17 protein-coding genes are annotated in these 18608 nt (G+C 74.2%); 4 read left to right on the top strand and 13 right to left on the bottom strand.

Annotated features, from left to right (window positions below):
* Positions 1-78: 78 nt before the first annotated feature.
* From ACIQMJ_RS09485 to ACIQMJ_RS09450, 8 genes are all read right to left on the bottom strand, one after another.
* Positions 79-285, bottom strand: a complete 207-nt coding sequence (locus tag ACIQMJ_RS09485) for an MbtH family protein (RefSeq protein WP_499760483.1) — start codon at positions 283-285, stop codon at positions 79-81.
* A 183-nt stretch (positions 286-468) separates the two neighbouring features.
* The gene (locus ACIQMJ_RS09480) at positions 469-1875 is read right to left on the bottom strand and encodes an amidase family protein (protein WP_499760482.1); all 1407 of its coding nucleotides are present in this window, start codon (positions 1873-1875) and stop codon (positions 469-471) included.
* Entirely contained in the window at positions 1868-3085 is a 1218-nt protein-coding gene (locus ACIQMJ_RS09475; RefSeq protein ID WP_499760481.1) for an MFS transporter, read from the bottom strand. The genes ACIQMJ_RS09480 and ACIQMJ_RS09475 overlap by 8 nt, the downstream gene beginning before the upstream one ends.
* Positions 3082-4362 carry a glutamate synthase-related protein gene (locus ACIQMJ_RS09470; protein ID WP_499760480.1) on the bottom strand — a complete coding sequence of 427 codons (1281 nt, stop codon included), beginning with the start codon at positions 4360-4362 and terminating at the stop codon, positions 3082-3084. The genes ACIQMJ_RS09475 and ACIQMJ_RS09470 overlap by 4 nt, the downstream gene beginning before the upstream one ends.
* Positions 4359-5369, bottom strand: coding sequence for an asparagine synthetase A (locus ACIQMJ_RS09465; protein WP_499760479.1), 1011 nt, complete (start codon positions 5367-5369; stop codon positions 4359-4361). Before ACIQMJ_RS09465 ends, ACIQMJ_RS09470 begins: the two co-directional genes overlap by 4 nt.
* Positions 5370-5406: 37 nt before the next feature.
* Positions 5407-6678: a methylaspartate mutase gene (locus ACIQMJ_RS09460; protein WP_499760478.1), complete on the bottom strand. Its 1272-nt coding sequence runs from the start codon at positions 6676-6678 to the stop codon at positions 5407-5409.
* Entirely contained in the window at positions 6675-7115 is a 441-nt protein-coding gene (locus ACIQMJ_RS09455) for a cobalamin B12-binding domain-containing protein (RefSeq protein WP_499760477.1), read from the bottom strand. Before ACIQMJ_RS09455 ends, ACIQMJ_RS09460 begins: the two co-directional genes overlap by 4 nt.
* 40 nt (positions 7116-7155) lie before the next feature.
* Positions 7156-8379 (bottom strand): helix-turn-helix transcriptional regulator, encoded by a 1224-nt coding sequence (locus ACIQMJ_RS09450; protein ID WP_499760476.1) that lies wholly within the window; start codon positions 8377-8379, stop codon positions 7156-7158.
* 269 nt (positions 8380-8648) lie between these two features.
* On the opposite strand from ACIQMJ_RS09450, the gene ACIQMJ_RS09445 reads away from it, so the two are divergent.
* Positions 8649-8942 (top strand): hypothetical protein, encoded by a 294-nt coding sequence (locus tag ACIQMJ_RS09445; RefSeq protein ID WP_499760475.1) that lies wholly within the window; start codon positions 8649-8651, stop codon positions 8940-8942.
* A gap of 1 nt (position 8943) precedes the next feature.
* Here the strand turns inward: ACIQMJ_RS09445 and ACIQMJ_RS09440 are convergent, their stop codons facing one another.
* The 3 genes from ACIQMJ_RS09440 to ACIQMJ_RS09430 all read right to left on the bottom strand — a co-directional run bounded on the left by ACIQMJ_RS09440 (position 8944) and on the right by ACIQMJ_RS09430 (position 13972).
* The gene (locus tag ACIQMJ_RS09440; RefSeq protein WP_499760474.1) at positions 8944-11934 is read right to left on the bottom strand and encodes an AfsR/SARP family transcriptional regulator; all 2991 of its coding nucleotides are present in this window, start codon (positions 11932-11934) and stop codon (positions 8944-8946) included.
* Between the two features lie 125 nt (positions 11935-12059).
* The gene (locus ACIQMJ_RS09435; RefSeq protein ID WP_499760473.1) at positions 12060-12404 is read right to left on the bottom strand and encodes a nuclear transport factor 2 family protein; all 345 of its coding nucleotides are present in this window, start codon (positions 12402-12404) and stop codon (positions 12060-12062) included.
* Between the two features lie 404 nt (positions 12405-12808).
* The gene (locus tag ACIQMJ_RS09430) at positions 12809-13972 is read right to left on the bottom strand and encodes an ROK family transcriptional regulator (protein WP_499760472.1); all 1164 of its coding nucleotides are present in this window, start codon (positions 13970-13972) and stop codon (positions 12809-12811) included.
* Positions 13973-14215: 243 nt separating this feature from the next.
* Here ACIQMJ_RS09430 and ACIQMJ_RS09425 point away from each other — a divergent pair, with 243 nt between their 5' ends.
* Complete coding sequence (locus tag ACIQMJ_RS09425) at positions 14216-15562, top strand: cellulase family glycosylhydrolase (protein WP_499760471.1); 1347 nt, start codon at positions 14216-14218, stop codon at positions 15560-15562.
* 44 nt (positions 15563-15606) lie between these two features.
* Here ACIQMJ_RS09425 and ACIQMJ_RS09420 read toward each other — a convergent pair whose 3' ends face one another.
* On the bottom strand, positions 15607-16440 hold the full coding sequence (locus tag ACIQMJ_RS09420; protein ID WP_499760470.1) for an NYN domain-containing protein: 834 nt from the start codon (positions 16438-16440) through the stop codon (positions 15607-15609).
* Between the two features lie 48 nt (positions 16441-16488).
* Between ACIQMJ_RS09420 and ACIQMJ_RS09415 the strand changes: the two genes are divergently transcribed.
* The gene (locus ACIQMJ_RS09415; protein ID WP_499760469.1) at positions 16489-16665 is read left to right on the top strand and encodes a hypothetical protein; all 177 of its coding nucleotides are present in this window, start codon (positions 16489-16491) and stop codon (positions 16663-16665) included.
* A gap of 69 nt (positions 16666-16734) precedes the next feature.
* On the opposite strand, the gene ACIQMJ_RS09410 is transcribed toward ACIQMJ_RS09415, so the two are convergent.
* Positions 16735-17568 (bottom strand): DMT family transporter, encoded by an 834-nt coding sequence (locus ACIQMJ_RS09410; protein ID WP_499760468.1) that lies wholly within the window; start codon positions 17566-17568, stop codon positions 16735-16737.
* Positions 17569-17671: 103 nt separating this feature from the next.
* Here ACIQMJ_RS09410 and ACIQMJ_RS09405 point away from each other — a divergent pair, with 103 nt between their 5' ends.
* Positions 17672-18544, top strand: a complete 873-nt coding sequence (locus tag ACIQMJ_RS09405; protein WP_499760467.1) for a S1 family peptidase — start codon at positions 17672-17674, stop codon at positions 18542-18544.
* Positions 18545-18608 lie beyond the last annotated feature (64 nt).

The raw sequence follows: 18608 nt of genomic DNA, 5'->3' as shown, positions 1-18608 counted from the left end.
GCCGGGAGGGCCGTGCCGATCGGGTGTGTCGTGGTCACCGCAAACCAGCTCCCCAGTCGTCGCGTGTCGTGGGTGTCGTCAGGCGCGCAGGGCGGCGAGGCTCGCCGGCCGCAGGTCGGTCCAGGTGGTCTCGATGTGCTCCAGGCAGGCGGCGCGGGTGTCCGGCCCGTGGGTGACGTCCCAGCCGGCGGGGACGTCGATGTCGCCCGGCCACAGCGAGTGCTGGCCCTCGTCGTTGACGAGCACGAGGAACTCGCCGTCGGGGTTGTCGAAGGGGTTCGTCATCGTCTGCTCCTTGTCGTTGCGGGACAACGGTTTCGCTGCAAGGGCAACGCTAGGGGCGGCGAGGGCGCGGTTCCGGCAGTGCGGGCGGCAGATAGGCGGCAGCTCCCGTGCCCACCCGGGAACGACGACGGGGTCGGCACGACCGGGACTGCCCCGGTCGTGCCGACCCCGAAGTGCTCGGCCCTACGCCTCCAGGAAGCGGGGCGCCCGCCGGTCCCCGCACACCTCTTCCACGGTCGCCGCGAGCGTCAGCGCCTCGAACGTGTCCCGCGGCCCGAACACCGACGTCCCGAACGGCAGCCGGCCGAGGAACCCCGCCGGCACGGTCACGTTCGGCACGCCGGCCATCGCCGGGATCGTCGAGGTGTTGCGGGTCAGCGGGTCGCCGTCGGGCGCGAGCCGCCACGCCGGTTCGGTGGTCGGCGCCACGATCCCGGCCAGCGCGTGGTCGGCCAGCACCGAGCCGAGGGCGTCGCGGGCCCACCACCGGGCCTGCGCGCGTTTCGCGGACGCCTCGGCGAGCTGCTCGTCGGTGACCTCGGCGGCGCGTTCCAGCACGTCCTGGCCGAACGGGCCCAGCTCGACGGGATCGGACCGGTTGCCGGCCAGCACGTCGGCCAGCGACGTCACCGGGCCGCCGCGCGCGGCCAGGTAGCCGTCCAGGCCGAGCCGGAACTCGGCGAGCAGCGCGTCCATCCCGGCGATCAGCGGCGGCGCGTCCCACGGCAGCTCGACCGGCACCACGACGACACCGGCGGCGCGCAGCCGCTCGGCGACGCGGTCCACTTCGGACAGCACGGCGTCGTCCATCCGCCGGCCGTGCCACAGGCCGATCCGCAAACCCGGCGCGGGGACGGGGCGCACCGCCGGTCCACCGGTCAGCGCCGCCAGGCACGTGGCCGCGTCGGCGACGCTGGGCGCGAGCACGCCCGCGGTGTCCTGCACGCGTGACACGGGCACGATCCCGCGTCCGGGCAGCAGGCCGAGGGCCGGTTTCACGCCGACCACGCCGTTGAGCGCGGCGGGGACGACGATCGAACCGTCGGTCTCCGTGCCGAGCGCCAGCGGCGTCATGCCGGTCGCGACCGCCACCGCCGAGCCCGACGACGACCCGCCGGGGCTGTGGTCGAGCACGTGCGGGTTGCGGGTCTGCCCGCCGACCGCCGACCAGCCCTCGACGCCGCCGGTGGAGCGGAAGTTGCCCCACTCGGAGAGGTTCGCCTTGCCGACCACCACGGCCCCGGCCCGGCGCAGCCGGACCACCACGTCGGCGTCCGCGCGGGGTGGCGTGCCCGCCAGCAGCCGCGACCCGGCGGTGGTCGCCAGGCCGGCGGTGTCGATGTTGTCCTTCACCAGCACCGGCACGCCCTCCAGCGCGCGGGCGCGGCCGGCGGCGATCCGCGCGTCGCTCTCGCGGGCCTGGTCGCGGGCCGTCGGGTCGAGCGCCAGGACCGCGCGCACGAGCGGGTCGACCTCCCCGATCCGGTCCAGGCACGCCGAGAGCAGGTCGGTCGCGGTGAGCTCACCGCCCGTCAGGCGCGAGCGCAGGTCGGTCAGCGACGGCCACTCGGCCGCGGTCGTCTCAGTCAAGGCGGGCTCCCCTCAGGACGGGCGAGGACGCGTACACGCAGACGGCCACGAGCGCCGACAACGCGTGCAGCGCCATCGTGGTGGTGATGCCGAACAGGTCGATGGAGACGCCGATGAACGCGTTGCCCAGCAGGGGCGCGCCGAACACCACCAGCGACATGATCGACATGACCCGGCCGCGCACCGGTGCGGGCGTGCGGCGTTGGATCAACGAGGTCAGCACGACCCCGGACAGCGCGGTGACCGAACCGAGCACGCCGTAGCCGCCGAGCAGCGCCGGCAGGGTGTCGAGCACGCCCAGTGCTCCCAGCACCACGGCCTGCGCGCAGACGCCCAGCACCAGCGCCGGTCCCGCGCGCCGGCCGACCGGACGTGCCAGGGTGACCAGGAACGCGACCGTCGCGCCCACCGTGAACGCGGTGAGCAGCAGGCCCGCGCCGGGGTCGCCCGCGCCGATCGAGTGCGCCAGCAGCACGAGCCCGATGTTCACCGGCCCCGCCGCCGCCAGCTCGACCAGCCCGACGACCAGCACCAGCGTGCGCAGCTGGGGGTCGCCGGCCACGTGCCGGAGCCCTTCGGCGATCCTCGTGCGGATGGCGACGCGATCGCCCCGGGGCACCGGACCTCCGGGTCGACTGCGCGCCACCGCCGCCGCCGACACCAGGAAACTCGCGGCGTTGGCCACCGCCACCGCCGCCACCCCGCCCAGGCCCAGCAAGGCCGCGCCGACCGGACCACCCGCCGCCTGACCGGTGCGCAGCCCGATGAGGTAGAGCGCGTTGCCGCGCACCAGGTGCTCGTCGGGCAGCAGCAACGGCCGCAGCGCGCCCGACGCGGGCACGAAGAACGCCCCGAGCACCGTCAACCCCGCCGCCACCACCGCCAGCACGGCCGCCGTCGGCTCCACCGCCACCACCACACCCGCCGCCACCACCATGACCGCGCACCGCGCCAGGTCGGTCCAGACCATGACCTTCACCGGTCCGTACCGATCCGCCGCGACACCGCCGCCGAGCAGCGCGATCACCCGGGGCACCCCGGCCAAGGCGACCAGCAGGCCGGCCGTGGTCGCGCTGGACACACCGATGAGCGTCGTGGTGAGCGCCAACATCCAGGCCGCGTCCCCGAGCGACGACAACCCGGTGGCGGACACGAAGGTGAGGTAGGAGAGCGACATCGGCCCCCGCCGGACCCGGGCGGGCGCGGTCATCCGGTCACGGTCCCGACCGCTGTGCGCGCCGGGACCGCCCAACCCGTCGGCGACCACAGGTCCTCCGGGGTCAGCGCCGCCGCGCGGTACTTGCCCAGGGCGCTGATCAGCAGCCGCAGCTCCAGCGCCAGGCACTCCACCAGCCGCGTCAGCCCGGCCTCGGGGTCCTCGTCCACCGCGAGCAGCGCCGCCCGCCCCAGCCCGGTCGCCCGAGCCCCGGCGGCCAGGCACTTGGCCGCCCGCAACCCCTCCCACACCCGGCCGGACACCAGCAGGCACCCGGACGGGCCGGCCAGGCGGCGCAGGCACTCGGCCAGCGGCAGGCCGACGCCCGACAGGAACGACGTCGGGGCCCACCCGCTGCCACCCTCGGCGCCGTCGACGGTCACGGCGTCCGCCCCCGCCTCCCACGCCACGGCCGCCGCGAGCGCGACGTCACGGCCGGGCGGCAGCTTGACCCACACCCGGGCGCGCGGGAAGTTGTTGCGCATCAACCGGATCTGCTGGCGCAGGATCTCCTCGGTGAACGTGCCGGGGCTCGCGCACCGCAACGCCCGCCCCGACTCCGCGCCGAACACGTGCTCCACCGCGAACTGCGCCGACAACCGGTCGCCGTCCGCCGAGTCGACCACGGTCAGCCCGCCGAGCCCCGGTTTCGCGCCCTGCCCCACCTTCAGCTCGAACCCGAGCCGCCCGGAGTCCAGCAGCGGCCGGGCCGAGGGGTCGCTGTAGACCAGGTTCCACACCTCCGCGTCGGCGTCCTCCGTGCTCTGCTGCACGACCACGCCGCCCACCCCGTCCGGCACGGCCCCCGCGTACGCCGAGATCCGCCCCAGCAACGACCGCCCGCCACCGCCGGTGAGCCGCCCGTACCCGTTGACCGGCACGACGTTCTCCCCGATCACCATCGGCACGCCCAGCGCACCGGCCTGGGCGCTCGCCGCCTGCCCGAGGTCCGCGCTGGCCACCTGCGTCGACCCGAACGCCGACAGGTACAGCGGAAGCGGCGAGGTGAAGCCGCCGATCTCCGTGCCCAGGTCGACGTCACCGTGCAGCGGCTCGCGGGCCAGGTCGATCAGCTTCTCCAGCCGTTCGGGCACGAACACGGGCGGCACCAGCCGGGCCGCGTCCAGCTCGTCGCCCGCCGGCCCCGCCTCGGGCGCGCCGAACAACGCCCGCCCGTAGTCCGCCAACGCCGGGAACGCCGCCCCGGCGCCGAGCCGCGCCCGCTGCCGCACCGCCGCCTCGGGGAACGACCCCGCGCTCAACCCCCTCACGGCGACACCACCCCGGGCACCTTCGGGTACGCGCTGGCCTGCCACACCGACTCCAGGCCCGCGATGTAGCGGGTCAGCCGCTCCAGCCCGATGCCGAAGCCCGCGCTGCCGGGGATGCCCTCGCGGACCATCTTCAGGTACCAGCCGTACTTGGCCGGGTTCTCGCCGGTCTCCCGCATCCGCGCGATGATCGTGCCGTACTCGTGCTCCCGCTCGCTGCCGCTGCACAGCTCGCCGTACCCCTCGGGTGCGAGCAGGTCGAAGTTCAGCAGCCGCCCGGCCTGGGCGGGGTTCTCCTTGTCGTAGAACCCGCGCGAGCCCTTCGGGTAGTCGGTGAGGAAGAACGGCCGGCTGGACTTCGCCGACAGCACCGCCTCGCCGGCCCAGTCGATCTCGGCGTCCGGGTTCTGGTCGTGCCCGAGGCCGTGCAGGTCGGCGACGGCCGCGGTGTGCGTGCGCCGTTCGAACGGCTCGCCGGACAGCAGGTCGGCGAACGCGTCGGGGTCGCGCCCGAGGACCTCCAGCTCCCCGGCCGACCGCTCCACGACGCGCCGCAGCACGTGCGCGACCAGCCCCTCGACCACCGCCATCGCGTCGTCGCGGGACGCGCCCGCGATCTCCACGTCGATCTGGTGGAACTCGGCCAGGTGCCGGCTCGTGTTGCTGGTCTCCAGCGGTTCCAGCCGCACGTTCGGCGCGATGCAGAAGATCCGGTCGAACGCGGTCAGCGACGCCTGCTTGTAGAGGATCGCGCTGGTCATCAGCTTGTACCGGTGACCGTAGTAGTCGACGTCGACCTGCTTCGCGCCGCGCGCGCCCGGGTCGGTGACCGGTCCGATGATCGGCGGCAGCAGCTCGGTGAAGCCGTTGCCGCCCAGGTGTTCCCGGGCCGCGTCCAGCACGGTGTGCTGCAACCGCAGCACCGCGCGGGTCGTGGGTGACGACAGGTGCTCGCGCGGGCTCGCCGGCAGCGGGGTCGCCGCGTCGGCGGCGCTCGTGGTGTCCATGTCGCTCTCGCTCCTTCGGTGGGGTGGGGCTGGGTGGTCAGCCGGAGCCGATCGGCTGCGCGCCGACCCGGTCCAGGGCCAGGTCGTCGAACGTCCGCTCGACGTGCGACAGCGAGCGCAGCAGCTCGGTGGAGGTGATCTCGGCGCCGGCGGCGGGTTCGACGACCCCCGCCAGCGGCAGGGAGCCGGTGCGCGACCAGCGCAGCCGCCCGGTCCGGTCGACCACCGCCCTGGTGCGGCCCGCGTTGTCCGGGTGCAGGCAGTAGGGCACGTCCAGGTAGCCGCGCTCGACCGCGCGGACCAGCGCGACGCCGAGGTCCGGTGCGAGTTCCAGCACCGCCTCCACGATCGCGCGCGCCTCGGCCAGCACACCGGTGTCCTCGACCGGCCCGCCGAACGCGGTCCGGGCCGCCGCGCGGCTCGCGGTGCGCAGCGCCGTCACGTTCTCCTCGACGGTCGGGATGCGGTGCGCCTCGGCCGTGGTCTTGACGATCAGGCGTTCCGCGCCGGTGCGCACGGCCAGCTCGGCGGCCCGTTCGAGCAGCGCCGACGCGCCGCGGCGGGTGCGCGGGAACACGCCCATGTAGGTGTAGAGCACGACGTGCCAGTCCACATCGGACAGGTGCTCGGCGGCGAGCGCCCGCAGCGCCAGCACCGCCTCCGCGTCCTGCTCGGGGTGGGTCTGCTGGGCGTAGCTCAACGACACGCTGTCCAGGCCGTGCTGCCGGAAGAACAGCCCCTCCAGCACGCTGATCGCCACCAGCAGCCCCGGCGGGCACAGCTGGCCCATCATGCAGCCGCCGAACGACTCCAGGTGCGGTCGACCGCCGCGCTCGCGCAGCCCGGCCAGCAACAGGCACGACTCGGCCCACGCGCGCACCGCCTCGGCCACCGGCACCCGGCTGTAGGGCAGGCAGTACGACAGCGGTCCGCCCTCGGTGGCGTGCAGGCCGGCGTCGAGCAACGCGACCACGATGTCCTGCGGTCGCGCCGAACCGTGCCGCACCTGCACCGGGAACGCGTCACCGGCCACGCCGCGCAGCACGTCCCGCGTGGTCCGCGGCGGGTAGGCGACGATCGGGTAGCCGTTGAGGGCGTCACCGGCGGCGAGCGCGGCGCGCACGGCGTCGTGGTCGCCGACCCGGGTGAAGCTGTCGAGCGTGAGCGTGCCGACCGCCCGCACCCCGGCCGCGCGCACGGCGACCAGCCCGGCCCGCATGGCCGCCGGGTCGCCGAGGCCCATGCGGGGCTGGACGACCAGCTCGCCGTCGGCCGCGGCCCGCGCCACGAAGTCGCCGAACGAGCTCATGACCGCACGCCGACGGGCAACCGGGCCAGGAAGGCCCGGAACGCGGCGATGCTGCCGGCGTCCTCGAACACCGCGTCGTACCCGGCCGCGGTGAGGGTCGCGGCGCGGTCCTGCCCGCCGGGGCCGTCGATGCCGAGCTTGCCGCCGACGACCACCGGGGTCGCGGCCAGGCCGGGCTCGGCGCGCAGCTTGGCGATCACGCGCTTGGCCTCGTGGAAGCCGTGCCCGTTGACGCTGCTCACGACGACCAGGTCCGGCGCGCGCCGGGCGCACTCGGACACCAGCAGGTCGTCCGGCACGCACGCGCCGAGGTTCACCACCCGGTGCCCCAGCTCCTCCAGGACGAGCTGGAGGAACACGAGGTTCCAGGTGTGGGCGTCGGACGCGAGGCTCGTCACCACGATGTCGAGTCCGGCGTCGTTCTCCACCAAATCCATGGCACTCCCTCGGGTCGCGGGATGGTCGTTGACGCCGAAACTAGGAGTCGCGCGACGCGTCGAGCGGCAGCCCGACCGGCAGCCGGGAGGCAGTTAGGGCGCGCGCCAGGGCCAGCACGCGGAACCGGTCGTCGCCGACCGGGCGCACCAGGCCGAGCAGCAGCAGGTGCCGGACGAGCCGGCCGGCCGCCACCGGTGCGACGCGCGTCAGGCGGGCGGCGTCGGCCACCGACCAGTCACCCGTCAGCGCGGTCAGCGCGCTCACGTCCACTTCGGACAGCGCTTGGTCGAGGACGTCGCGCAGCTCGGGCAGCCGGTCGACCACCACGTCCAGCGGGTCGGCGCGCACCAGGTCGAGCAGCTCGCCGGGGCGGTGCACCACCAGCCAGGACGAGGCCGCCTCCAACGCGCCGGGCAGGCCGTCCAGCCGTTCGGCGACCTCGACCAGCGCGGGGTCGGGTGCGCCGGAGCGGCAGGCGAGCCGGTGCAGCAGGCGCGCGGCGTGCTCGGGCGGGAGCGGGGGGAGGGCGACGACCCGTTCGCCGGGTATCGGGCGGGAGCCGCGCGTGGTGCGCAGCAGGCGTAATCGGCGGCAGTGGTGCAGCAGCGCCAACGCCCGGTCCGGGTCGGGCCACGTGGGGTCGTGGCCGTCGAGCACCAGCACCGCCTCCCGGTCGCCGATGAGCGAGGCCAGCGCGTCCCAGCCCTCGCCGTCCTCCGCGGCGGCCAGCGCCGAGTGCACGAGCAGCCGCAGGCGGGCCGCGTGGCCGCCCGGGGCGGGCGCGGTGGCCGCGTCCCACAGCACGCGGGCCGTGCCGGACTCGTGCAGCCGTCCCGCGACCTCCACGACCAGGCGCGTCTTGCCGACGCCGGGCAGACCGGTCACCGCGACCAGCCGCGAGCCGCCCTCGCCGAGCAGCGCCAGCAGCGACGCGACCTCGGCGTCCCGGCCGACCAGGACGTCCAGCGCGGCCGGCGGCGGCACCGCGGCCAGGTCGGGGGCCAGGTCGATCTCCACGCCGCCGCGCGACCGCATGGCCGCCGCCTCGAACGTGGTCAGCTCGCGCCCGCTGAGCCGCAGACCGTCGGCGATGAGCCGCACGGTGTCGCGGCGCGGCCGGCTCGCGCGCCCGGCCTCCAGGTCGCGGATCGCCCGGACGCTGACGGTGGACAGGTCGGCCAGTTGTCGCTGGGTGGCTCCGCGCTTCATCCGGTGTTTTTTGAGCAGTTCGCCGAATTGCCCGTACATGAAATTCCCGTCCATGCCTGCTCCGGTGGCGATGAGGTCGTGCCGCTGCGAGGTGCGTTGTGCCGGTGAACCCGCTTCGACCTGCGAGGAGCGGTTGCTCCGGCGGTTCTCCATCCAGCATCGTCACGCCGGTATCGCCGCGTTATCGCGGCGGTGCGCGGCCCGCGATAACGCGGTATCGCGGGACGTTCGTGGCGCGATAATTCGGCAATGCTTCGCATTCCTAATGTCGGTTCCAGCAGCACGGAAGACGAACCCGACAGCCAGGAAGAAGGAGCCCCACCATGCGCATCGACCGCATCCTCGCCGCCGCCGCCGTCACCGCCGCGATCCTGCTGGCCCCGGTGGTCGCCGCCACCACCGCCCACGCCGCCACCGAGCCCACCGCCGTCACCACCGCCGCCGCCGTCACCACCGACGACACCCCCTGGGGCCCGACGGGTGGCTCGTCGTCCGAGTTCACGAGCGAGGACACCCCGTGGGGCCCGACCGGTGACGACACCCCCTGGGGCCCGACCGGTGACGCGTCGCCCGAGCCCACGTCCGACGACACCCCGTGGGGCCCGACCGCGAGCTGAGTCAGCCGGTCCTGATCCGGTCCAGGACCTGTTGCGCGCGCAGCCTCGCCGCGCCCATGTTGCGCTCCGCGAACGTCGAGATCGCCCGGCCCAGCAGGCCCACCGCCGCGGTCCGGTCGCCCCGCTCGGCCAGCACCACCGCCAGCTCGGCCCGCGTCTCCGCCGCGCCACCGTGGTCCATGGCCCGCTCCCGCACCTCCAGCGCCTCCCGCAGCAGACCTTCCGCCGCATCCGGGTCCGCCAGCGCGAGCTTCACCACCGCCAGCTTGTGCAGCACCCGCGCCTCGCCGACGGTGTCACCGGACGCGCGGACCGCCGTCAACAGCTCGGTCAACGCCTCCTGCGCCTCCCAGTGCCGCCCCTGCCGCACCATCAGGTCGCTCAACCGGTACCGGACCTGCACCTCCACCCGCTGGTTGCCGAACCGGCGGCAGATGTCCAGCGCCTCGTACAGCCGGTCCGCCGCCAGCTCCTGCTCGCCGTGCTCCAGGTCGATCTGCGCGATCTGCGTCAGCACCCACGCCTGGCCGACCGGGTCGTCGGAAGTCCGGAACTCGCCCAACGCCGCCAGGTACAGCGGCGCGGCGTTCTCCAGGTCGCCGAGCCGGTGGTGCACCAGCGCCAGGTTCCGCCGCGCCAGCGCCACGCCCCGCTCGTCGCCCAACGACTCGAACGTGCGCAACGCGGGCTCCACCAGCTCCCGCGCCGCCCGCGCCCGCGACCACGAGAGCTGCAACGACGCCATCGAGCACAGCAACGCCGCCTCGCCGCGCGAGTTTCCCGCCGCCCGGACGGCCGCCAGCGCCTGCTGGTGCGTGCGCTCCCAGTCGGCGAAGTAGCACCGCGCCTCGAACAACGTCACCAGCGTCACGGCCAGGTCCCACGACGCCTCGTGCAACCCCTCCGCCGCGCTCACCTCGACCGCCGAGCACAGGTTGGGGTGCTCGGTCTCCAGCCACAGCAACGGGTCCGCGAGCAGTCGGTCCACGTGCGACGGTGACGGCAGCCAGCGCGGCGCGTCACCGCGCAGCGAGGTGAAGTCACCGCCGTAGACGCGCGCGTGCGCCTCGCCCGCCAGCGCCAGCCACCCGCCGACGACCCGCCGCAACGCCATCAACCGCGGCTCGTCGCCCTCGTTGTGCTCCAACTGCTCGCGCGCGAACAGCCGGATCAGGTCGTGGAACTTGTAGCGCGGGCTGCCGGTCGCGTCGACCGCCACGACCTCCAGCATCTGCGCGTCGACCAGCCCCTCCAGCAGGTCGGCGGCCTGGAACACGTCCACGTCCAGCAGTGCCGCCGCGACCCAGGTGGGGAAGCTCAACCCGTCCAGCGCGCCGAGCAGCCGCAGCAGCCGGCGCGCCTCGACGGGCAGGCCGTCGTAGGTGAGGGCGAGGCTGGCGCGCACCATCATCTCGCCGTGCGCCAGCTCATCCAGCCGGCGCCGTTCGTCCGACAGCCGTTCCAGCATCCACGCCAGCGACCAGCCCGGCCGGGCGGCCAAGCGGGCGGCGACGATGCGCAGCGCCAGCGGCAGCGAGCCGACGAGCCGGATCAACGCGGTCGCGGCGGCGGGTTCGGCGTCGACCCGGTCGTGGCCGATGACGGTGGCGAGCATGTCCAGCGCCTCGTCGGGCCCGAGCACGTCGACCTCCAGCACGCGCCCGCCCGGCAGACCGGTGAGCCGCGTCCGGCTGGTCACGATCACCGAGCAGGAGCTGCTGCCCGGCAGCAACGCCTGCACCTGGCGCTCGGTCGCGGCGTCGTCCAGCACGACCAGCATCCGCTTGCGCGCCACGAGCTGGCGGTACATCTCGGCCCGCTCGTCCTCGGCGTCCGGGATGGACGTGCCGGGTATGCCCATGGCGCGCAGGAAGCGACCCAGCACGTCGGCGGCGCTGGCCGGGTGCTCGCGGGTGCCGCCCAGGTCGCAGTACAGCTGGCCGTCGGGGAAGTGCTCCTCCACCAGCAGGTGCGCCACGTGCACGGCCACCGCGCTCTTGCCGATGCCGGGCTTGCCGACCAGCGCCACCACGCGCGTCGCCAGACCGCCCTGCGCGAGCAGCTCCCGGACCTGGGCGACGATGCCGGACCGGCCGGTGAACTCGCCGATGTCGGCGGGCAGTTGCAGCGGCACGACCATCTCCGCCGGGGGCGGCGACGACGGCCGGGCCGGTGCCTGGACCTGCTGCTGCGGCGCGGGTTCCGCGCCCGCGGTCAACGCCGGGTCGCCCGCGAGGATCGCCGTCTCCAGTCGGCGCAGGTCCTCCCCGGGTTCCAGGCCGAGCTCGTCGATCAGCAGCTCGCGGGTCGTGCGGTACGCCTCCAGCGCCTCGGCCTGCCGCCCCGACCGGTACAGCGCGAGCATGAGCTGGCCGCGCAGCCGTTCCCGCAGCGGGTGCTGCGCCACCAGCGCGCTGATCTCGCCGACGAGCTGGCGGTGCCGGCCCGCGTTCAGCTCCAGGTCGAACGTCGTCTCCAGCACGGCGAGCCGGTCCTCGTCCAGCTTCGCCGCCTTGGCCCGCAACCGGCCCGTCGTGCCGCCCAACGCCGGTCCACGCCACAGCGCGAGACCTTGGCGCAGCAGCGCGAGCCCGGCCTTCGGGTCGCCCGACCGCACCAGCGACTCGCCCTCGGCGGTCAGCGCCGCGAACACCTGCACGTCCAGCTCGCCGTCCCCGACCCGCAGCAGGTAGCCCGGCGGCCGGGTGACGATGGCCTCACCGCGGCCGATCGACGTGAGGTTGGCGCGCAGCGCGGACACGCAGATCTGGATCTGCCGCCGCGCGGTGGCGGGCGGTGCGTCGTCCCACACGGCGTCGATGAGGTGGTCGATGCTCACGACCCGGTTGGCGTCGAGCAGCAACGCGCCCAGCACCAGTTGCTGACGGCCGGGTGGCACCCGGCTGACCCGGTCCGGCCCGTCCGCCACGTGCAGCGGTCCCAAGATCCGGTACACGGGGATGGGCGGCGACCCGACTGCTCCCACATCCACGGGCTGCTCCCACTTGCATCGACCCCCGAACCGAAGATAACCGGTGGTCACCGCCCTCGCACCCACCCGGAAGCCGGGTTGGGACCGGTCATTCGGCGCACGCCGATCGGCGTGCGCCGGGCTCGTCAGGCGGGCGCCGCGAAGAAGAACGACTTCTGCGACCGCAGCAGCCCGTGCTCGGTGAGCGTGAACAGGTCCACGAACTCCACCTCCCGCCCGCCGCCGGTCACCCGCCCGACCACGACCACGCGCCCGGGCGCGACGAACACCTGCTCGACGACGTGCCGCTCGCCGTCGTCGGCGCGTTCGGCCTGGTAGGACTCGATCTCGGCCCTGCCGCGCACGCATCCGGCCACCGGCGAGCGCAGCTCGGCCTCGGCGTCGAACAGCGACCCGTACCCGTCCATGTCCCGCCGGTCGAGGTACTCGTAGCTGAGCCGGACGTGCTCGACTCCCACCGTCGTGACCACGTCGCCGGATGGTCTCAACCCCTCTGGCCCGTTCGCCGACATGTCCCTGTCCCCTCCGTAGGCGTCCCTGCGAACCCCACCCTTTCCCACCGCGATCAAAGATCGTTATCGCTGCGGTATCACGAACCCCTGAGCGGGTGGGAAGGGCCAGCCTTTCGAGTGGTCCGGGGACCCGGGGCGCATGGTGGGCGGCTGCGGTGCCACCCCTTACGCGGAGGTCGGCGAGGGTGAGGGTGGGTGCGCGGCGTGCCGTCGGCGGGGTCGGCACGCGGCTACCCGTTGGAGCGCTCCAACCCCGGCAACCGGGACGGAGGACTGCGTCGAGCCGGGTGTGGTCGGCGTCGGCACCGGTCAGCGGAGGCGGCCGACCTCCTCGCGGTGTTCGAGGGGTTGCTGAGCAACGCCTAGCGCGGGTCGGACCGCGGTCGGTCGGCGATGGTGCCGGTGATGGTGGCCTTGATCGCGAGCGCGGCGCCGGAGCGGGCCCACTCGCTGAAGTCGAACGGCCGGGCGTCCAGGTCGATCAGGTCCGGGTCGTCCTCGTAGGTGTCCTCGATGCCGTCGTGCACGAGCGGTGCGGCGACTTCGTAGAGCGGCAGGCCCTCGCCGGTCAGCAGGACCTTCTGCGGGTCGATGACGTTGGCGACGGTGCCGATGAGCACGCCGAGCGCGTAACCGGCCTCGTCGAACACCTGGCGGGCGTCCGGGTCGCCCGCGCGGACCCGGGCCAGGGCCTCGGCGTAGGTGGGCCGGCCCGGCAGCCGGCGCAGCATCGCGTGCGTCATCAGGTAGCTGGAGATGCAGCCGCGCCTGCCGCAGCCGCACTGCGGGCCGGTGGCGTCGACCAGGGTGTGGCTGAAGTGGGGCGGGAGGCCGTGCGAGCCCGCGACGAGCCCGCCGGACACGATCAGCCCGGTGCCCACGCCCGCGCCGACGGTGATCACCGCCAGCGACTTCAGCCCCGCGCCGGGGCCGAACCAGTGCTCGGCGGCGGTGAGCGCCTGCACGTCGTTGTCCACCGCGGTCGGCACGCGGGTCGCCGCGGTCACCGCCGCCTTGAGCGGCACGTCGGTCCAGCGCAGGAACTCGTCGCGCGCCACCAGGCCGTCCAGCACGATCCCGCCCAGCGTCACGCCGATGCCCGTGATGCCGGGGAACCGGCGCGCGACGTCCGCGACCTGCGCGACGACGTCGTCCGGCGCGGTGGAGCGCAGCGGCTCCTCGACCGTCGCCAGCGGGGTGGCGGTCAGGTCGGTGACGGCGGCGAAGAGCCGGTCGGCGGTCAGCTTCACGCCGAGGAAGCGGTGGGCCGGGCCGCGCACGTGCAGCATCTCGGACGGGCGGCCCGCCGAGGCTCGCGGTCTCGTGTCGCCCTCGACCAGCAGGCCCTGCGTCACCAGCGCCTTCGTCACGCGGGTGAGCGTCGGTCGGGACAGGCGCAGCCGGGTGGCGATCTCGGCCCGGGACAGCGGGCCGTGGATCAGCACCTCCAGCAGCACGTCCCGCGCGACCTCGGGCAGCTTCGGCCAGGAGGAGGTGGTGGCACGGGCGCCGGCTTCGGAGATCACCGCTCGAACATAGCGGCGTTCTGGGATCGCTCCCAGTCGTTGGTCCATCGGATGGTTACGCACCGCGACCTTTGCGCAACTCGACCTTGACGCTGGAAGGGCGGTGACCGTACCGTGACCGCTTAAGTTCCACCCAGAAACTAATGACGTCCTTCTCGGTCGTCACTGAGCGACAACATTGCTGGGAGCGCTCCCAGAATGGGGAGCGGGACGAACGTCGACTCAATGAGGTGTCGAACAGCCATGAGAAGCAGAATCGCCCTGATCGGAGCCGCCCTGCTGGTCGTCGCGGCCTTCGGGTTGACGGTGTTGCCGCAGGCGCAGGCGGCGGTGGGCCTGCACGTCAGCGGCACGAGGATCGTCGAGGCCAACGGGCAGCCGTTCGTGATGCGCGGCGTCAACCACCCGCACGTCTGGTACACCGGCCGGACCGGCTCGTTCGCCGACGTGAAGGCGTTGGGCGCGAACACGGTCCGGGTGGTGCTGGGCACGGGCAAGAGGTGGGGTCCGTCCACGGACGTGCCCGCCGTGATCGACCTGTGCAAGCGCAACCGGATGATCTGCGTGCTGGAGGTGCACGACACCACCGGTTACGGCGAGGAGGCCGCGGCGGCGTCGCTGGACGAGGCGGCGAACTACTGGATCAGCCAGAAGGGCAACCTGGTCGGCCAGGAGGACTACGTCGTCATCAACATCGGCAACGAGCCGATCGGCAACGTCGACGCCGCCCAGTGGACCGACGCCACCGCCAACGCCATCAAGAAGCTGCGCGCCAACGGCTTCCAGCACCTGCTCATGGTGGACGGGCCGAACTGGGGCCAGGACTGGCAGTACGTCATGCGGGACAACGCCCAGAAGGTCCTCGACGCCGACACCGCGCGCAACACCGTGCTGTCGATCCACATGTACTCGGTGTTCAACACCGCGTCGAGCATCGTGGACTACCTCGACCGCTTCCAGGCCAACGGCTGGCCGCTGGTGATCGGCGAGTTCGGCTGGCGGTTCGCGGCGAACGAGGTCGACCACGAGACGATCCTGAGCGAGGCGCAGAAGCTGGGCCTGGGCTATCTGGCCTGGTCGTGGAGCGGCAACAGCGACCCGATCCTGGACATGGCCACCGACTTCGACCCCGCCCGGCTCACCACGTGGGGTCAGCGCATCTTCAACGGCGCCAACGGCATCAAGGCCACGGCCAAGGAAGCGTCGATCTTCGGCGGCACCACGACTACCACCACCACGACCACCACGACGACCACCACGACGACGACAACCACCACGCCGGGTGGCGGACTCGCCTGCACCGCCAGGTACACCGTCACCAACCAGTGGCCGGGCGGGTTCCAGGCCGAGGTCCGGGTCACCGCGGGCGCGTCGCCGATCAAGGGCTGGACGGTCACCTGGACCTACGCCGACGGGCAGACCGTCACCAACGCGTGGAACGCCGCGATCACCAGCAGCGGGTCCACCGTGACGGCCCGCAACGCGAGCTACAACGGCGCCCTCGCCGCCGGCGGCAGCACCTCGTTCGGCTTCACCGCGTCGTCGAAGGGCGCGAACACCGCCCCGACGGCGTCCTGCACCGCGAGCTGACCGGTCCCGCCGGTGCGCGGAAGCCGGCCTCCGCGCACCGGCGGTCACTCGAACCGGATCGACTCCGCCCGCGGGTACTTGCGGCCCGGCGCGGGCACCGGCGACCCGGTGAACGACACGGGCGTGCCGGTGGGCAGCATCGCCACCCCCACGGGCAGGTCGTCGCGGGAGGCGTACCACGAGCTGCCGCGGCTGTCGGTGATGAACCCGTGCGGCTGCCCGGCCTTCCACCCGGTCACGGTCCCGCGCCGCCGGCCGCGCGGCGCGCCGGCGGGGGAGGCCACCACCTCGCCGGACCGCACGAACGGCCGGCGCAACGGGTAGCCGGCGCGGTCGGCGGGCGCGAACAGGTCGTCGAACGTCGGGGTCAGGGTGGCCGCCGCCCGCAGCGGCGCGGCGGAGCGCGGCGTCCAGGCGGGCGCCTGCTCGGCGGACGCCCGGTCGTCCACCACCGGCACCACCACGCCCACGCCGCGCCCGGTCAGCCGGGTGGCCAGCGGCGTGAAGTCCGCGTCGCCGGTGATCAGCACGACCCACCGCAGCGGCACGGTGGTCGCGAGCTCCCACGCCTCGAGGGCGAAGTGGACGTCGACGCCCTTCTCCTTGCCGCCGTGCAGCGGCAGGTCGTGCCGGGTGACGCCGGCGGCGGCCAGGGCCGCGTCGAACGACGCCGCGGGCGTCTCGATGCGACCGCGCACGTAGTGCGCCTCGTGCACCACGCACTCGTCCAGCGCGGTCCCGGTCTCGGCGTGCAGGTACCAGCGCAACGCGTCGTGCAGGCCGTCGAGCGCGATCCGCGCCGCCCGCGGATGGGCGGTGGCGTAGTAGTCGCTCAGGTAGGCGAACCACGTCCCGTCGTAGAACACCCCGATGCGCACGATCTCCCCTGCTGGTTTGGGCCGTCAGCGAAGGGATACACCATGGCGATGACGACACCGGAACCCGACCCCGCCACCGCGGCCGCGATGGAGGAGGACCCGGACTTCGCCGACGAGCACTCGCGGCCCACCTTCGCCGACGAGCAGGCGGACTCCGCCAACACCACACCGGACGAGTCCACACCCGACGGCACGGCCGGCGCGGGCGGGATGGACCCGGAGTAGCCGACGGCCGCGGTCGCGCGGATGTGGCGGCCCCGGCGGAACGGGCACTCCGCCGACCCGGTACGGCGACTACCTGACGCCGGTGGACTCCCCGGCCGGCCGGCGGCGGTGGAAGCGGGCGATGGCGGCGATGCCGGTCAGCGCCACGGCGGCGCTCGTGACCAGGGCGAACAGGGTGCCGCCGCCCGCGTCCGGGGTCTCGTCCAGCAGCACCATGCCGATCCACGCGGCGACGATCGGGTTCACCACGGTCTGGCCGGCCACCACGAGGTCGGCCGGGCCGCTCGCGTAACCCAGCTGCACCAGCGACGCGCCGACCAGGAACGCCACCGCCAGGCCGACGAACGACACCCACGGCAGGTGCGGCAGCGAGGTGGCCACGTCACGCACCAGCACGGCGACCAGGCCGTACGCCGCACCCGCGCCGGCGGCCAGCGCCAGAGCGCGCCCCGTCCCGCTCCGCAGCGCCCCGACGAGGACGAACGCGCACACCACGCCGGCGACGACCTGACCGGCCCGCAGCGCCACCGCGGGCGGCACGTCCGTGGTGACGGCGGACCGCGCGGCGACCGCGACGAACGTGGCCACCCCGCCCGTCGCCGCCATCACGGCCACCGCGAACCCCCGCGTCACCCGCCGCACGCCGATCGCCGCGACGACCGGCAGCGACAGCACGGCGAGCGGCGCCACCACGGTCACCGGGGCCAGCGCCAGGGCGAGGACCTGGAGCACCGCGGCGACGAACAGCACCGCGAACCCGAGCAGCCACCGCCGGTTGCCCGCCAGCCGGGTGAACCTGCGCACGGTGAGGTCGCCGACATCCCGGACGCCGCGGAACTGGAGCGCGGCGCCCACCGCGCTGAGCACCGCCCCGGTCAGCGCGCACAGGATCGCGATCCCCACCCGACCAGGGTAGGTCCGATCAAGGCCGGTCGGCCGATGTGCACGAACGGTCGCTACCCGGCGGCTCCGGTCGTGGTTACCGTCGCGGTCCAGGGGGTGGGTCATGACCTTCGCGCGTCGAGCGGGCGCGGCCGTGCTGGCGGCCGGTCTGCTGTTCACCTCGGCCGGACCGGTGTCGAGCGCACCCGCCGCCGGCGGGGAACGGCTGGAGGGGGGCGCGGCGGCCCGACCCCACGCCGTCACCGGCTGGTACGTCGATCCGGCCACCGAGGCGCTGGTGGTGTCCGTGCACGGCGACGCGGCGGGCGTCGTCGAGTGGGCGCGCGGGCTCGGCGTCGGCGCGGTCACCGTCGAGCACGTCGCCGAAGCGCCCCGCCCGGTGTGGGACCTGATCGGCGGGCAGACGATCACCAGCGGCGGCACGCGCTGCACGGTGGGCTTCAACGCCCGGTCCGGCGCGAACCGCTTCATCGTGTCCGCCGGGCACTGCGTCGCCACGGGCAGCGAGTGGTACGGGAGCGGCGGCTACATCGGCCCGGCGGTCGGCTCCTCCTTCCCCACGAACGACTACGGCCTGATCCGGGTGGCGTCGACCGCCGCGGTGTCCACGCCGCTGGTCGACCGGTACGGCAGCGGCACCGACGTCACGATCACCGGCCACGCCACCCCGCCGGTCGGCTCGTCGGTCTGCTACTCCAGCCCCGTCGTGGGCTGGCGGTGCGGCGGCGTCACCGGGCTCAACCAGACCGTCTGCTACCCGCAGGGCTGCGTCAGCGGGCTCATCCGGACCTCGATGTGCCCGGAGGCGGGCACGTCCGGCGCGCCCGTGGTGACCAACCCCGGCTCGGGCACGGCGGTCCGCGCGGTGGGCCTGGTGTCGGGCGGGTCCGGCACTTGCACGTCCGGCGGGACGACGTGGGTCCAGCCGATCGCCGAACCGCTGTCGGCGTACGGGCTGACGCTCTACACCGGGTGACACCGCGCACGGGTCAACTGTCAAGAACGACCCACGATCACCGGTGTCGTCCGCGCCGCCGCGT

This window comes from Actinosynnema sp. NPDC091369 (assembly GCF_044757065.1).
GTDB lineage: Bacteria > Actinomycetota > Actinomycetes > Mycobacteriales > Pseudonocardiaceae > Actinosynnema.
The sequence above is the reverse complement of the archived record's forward strand: the minus strand, read 5'-3'. Positions and strand labels throughout refer to the sequence as shown.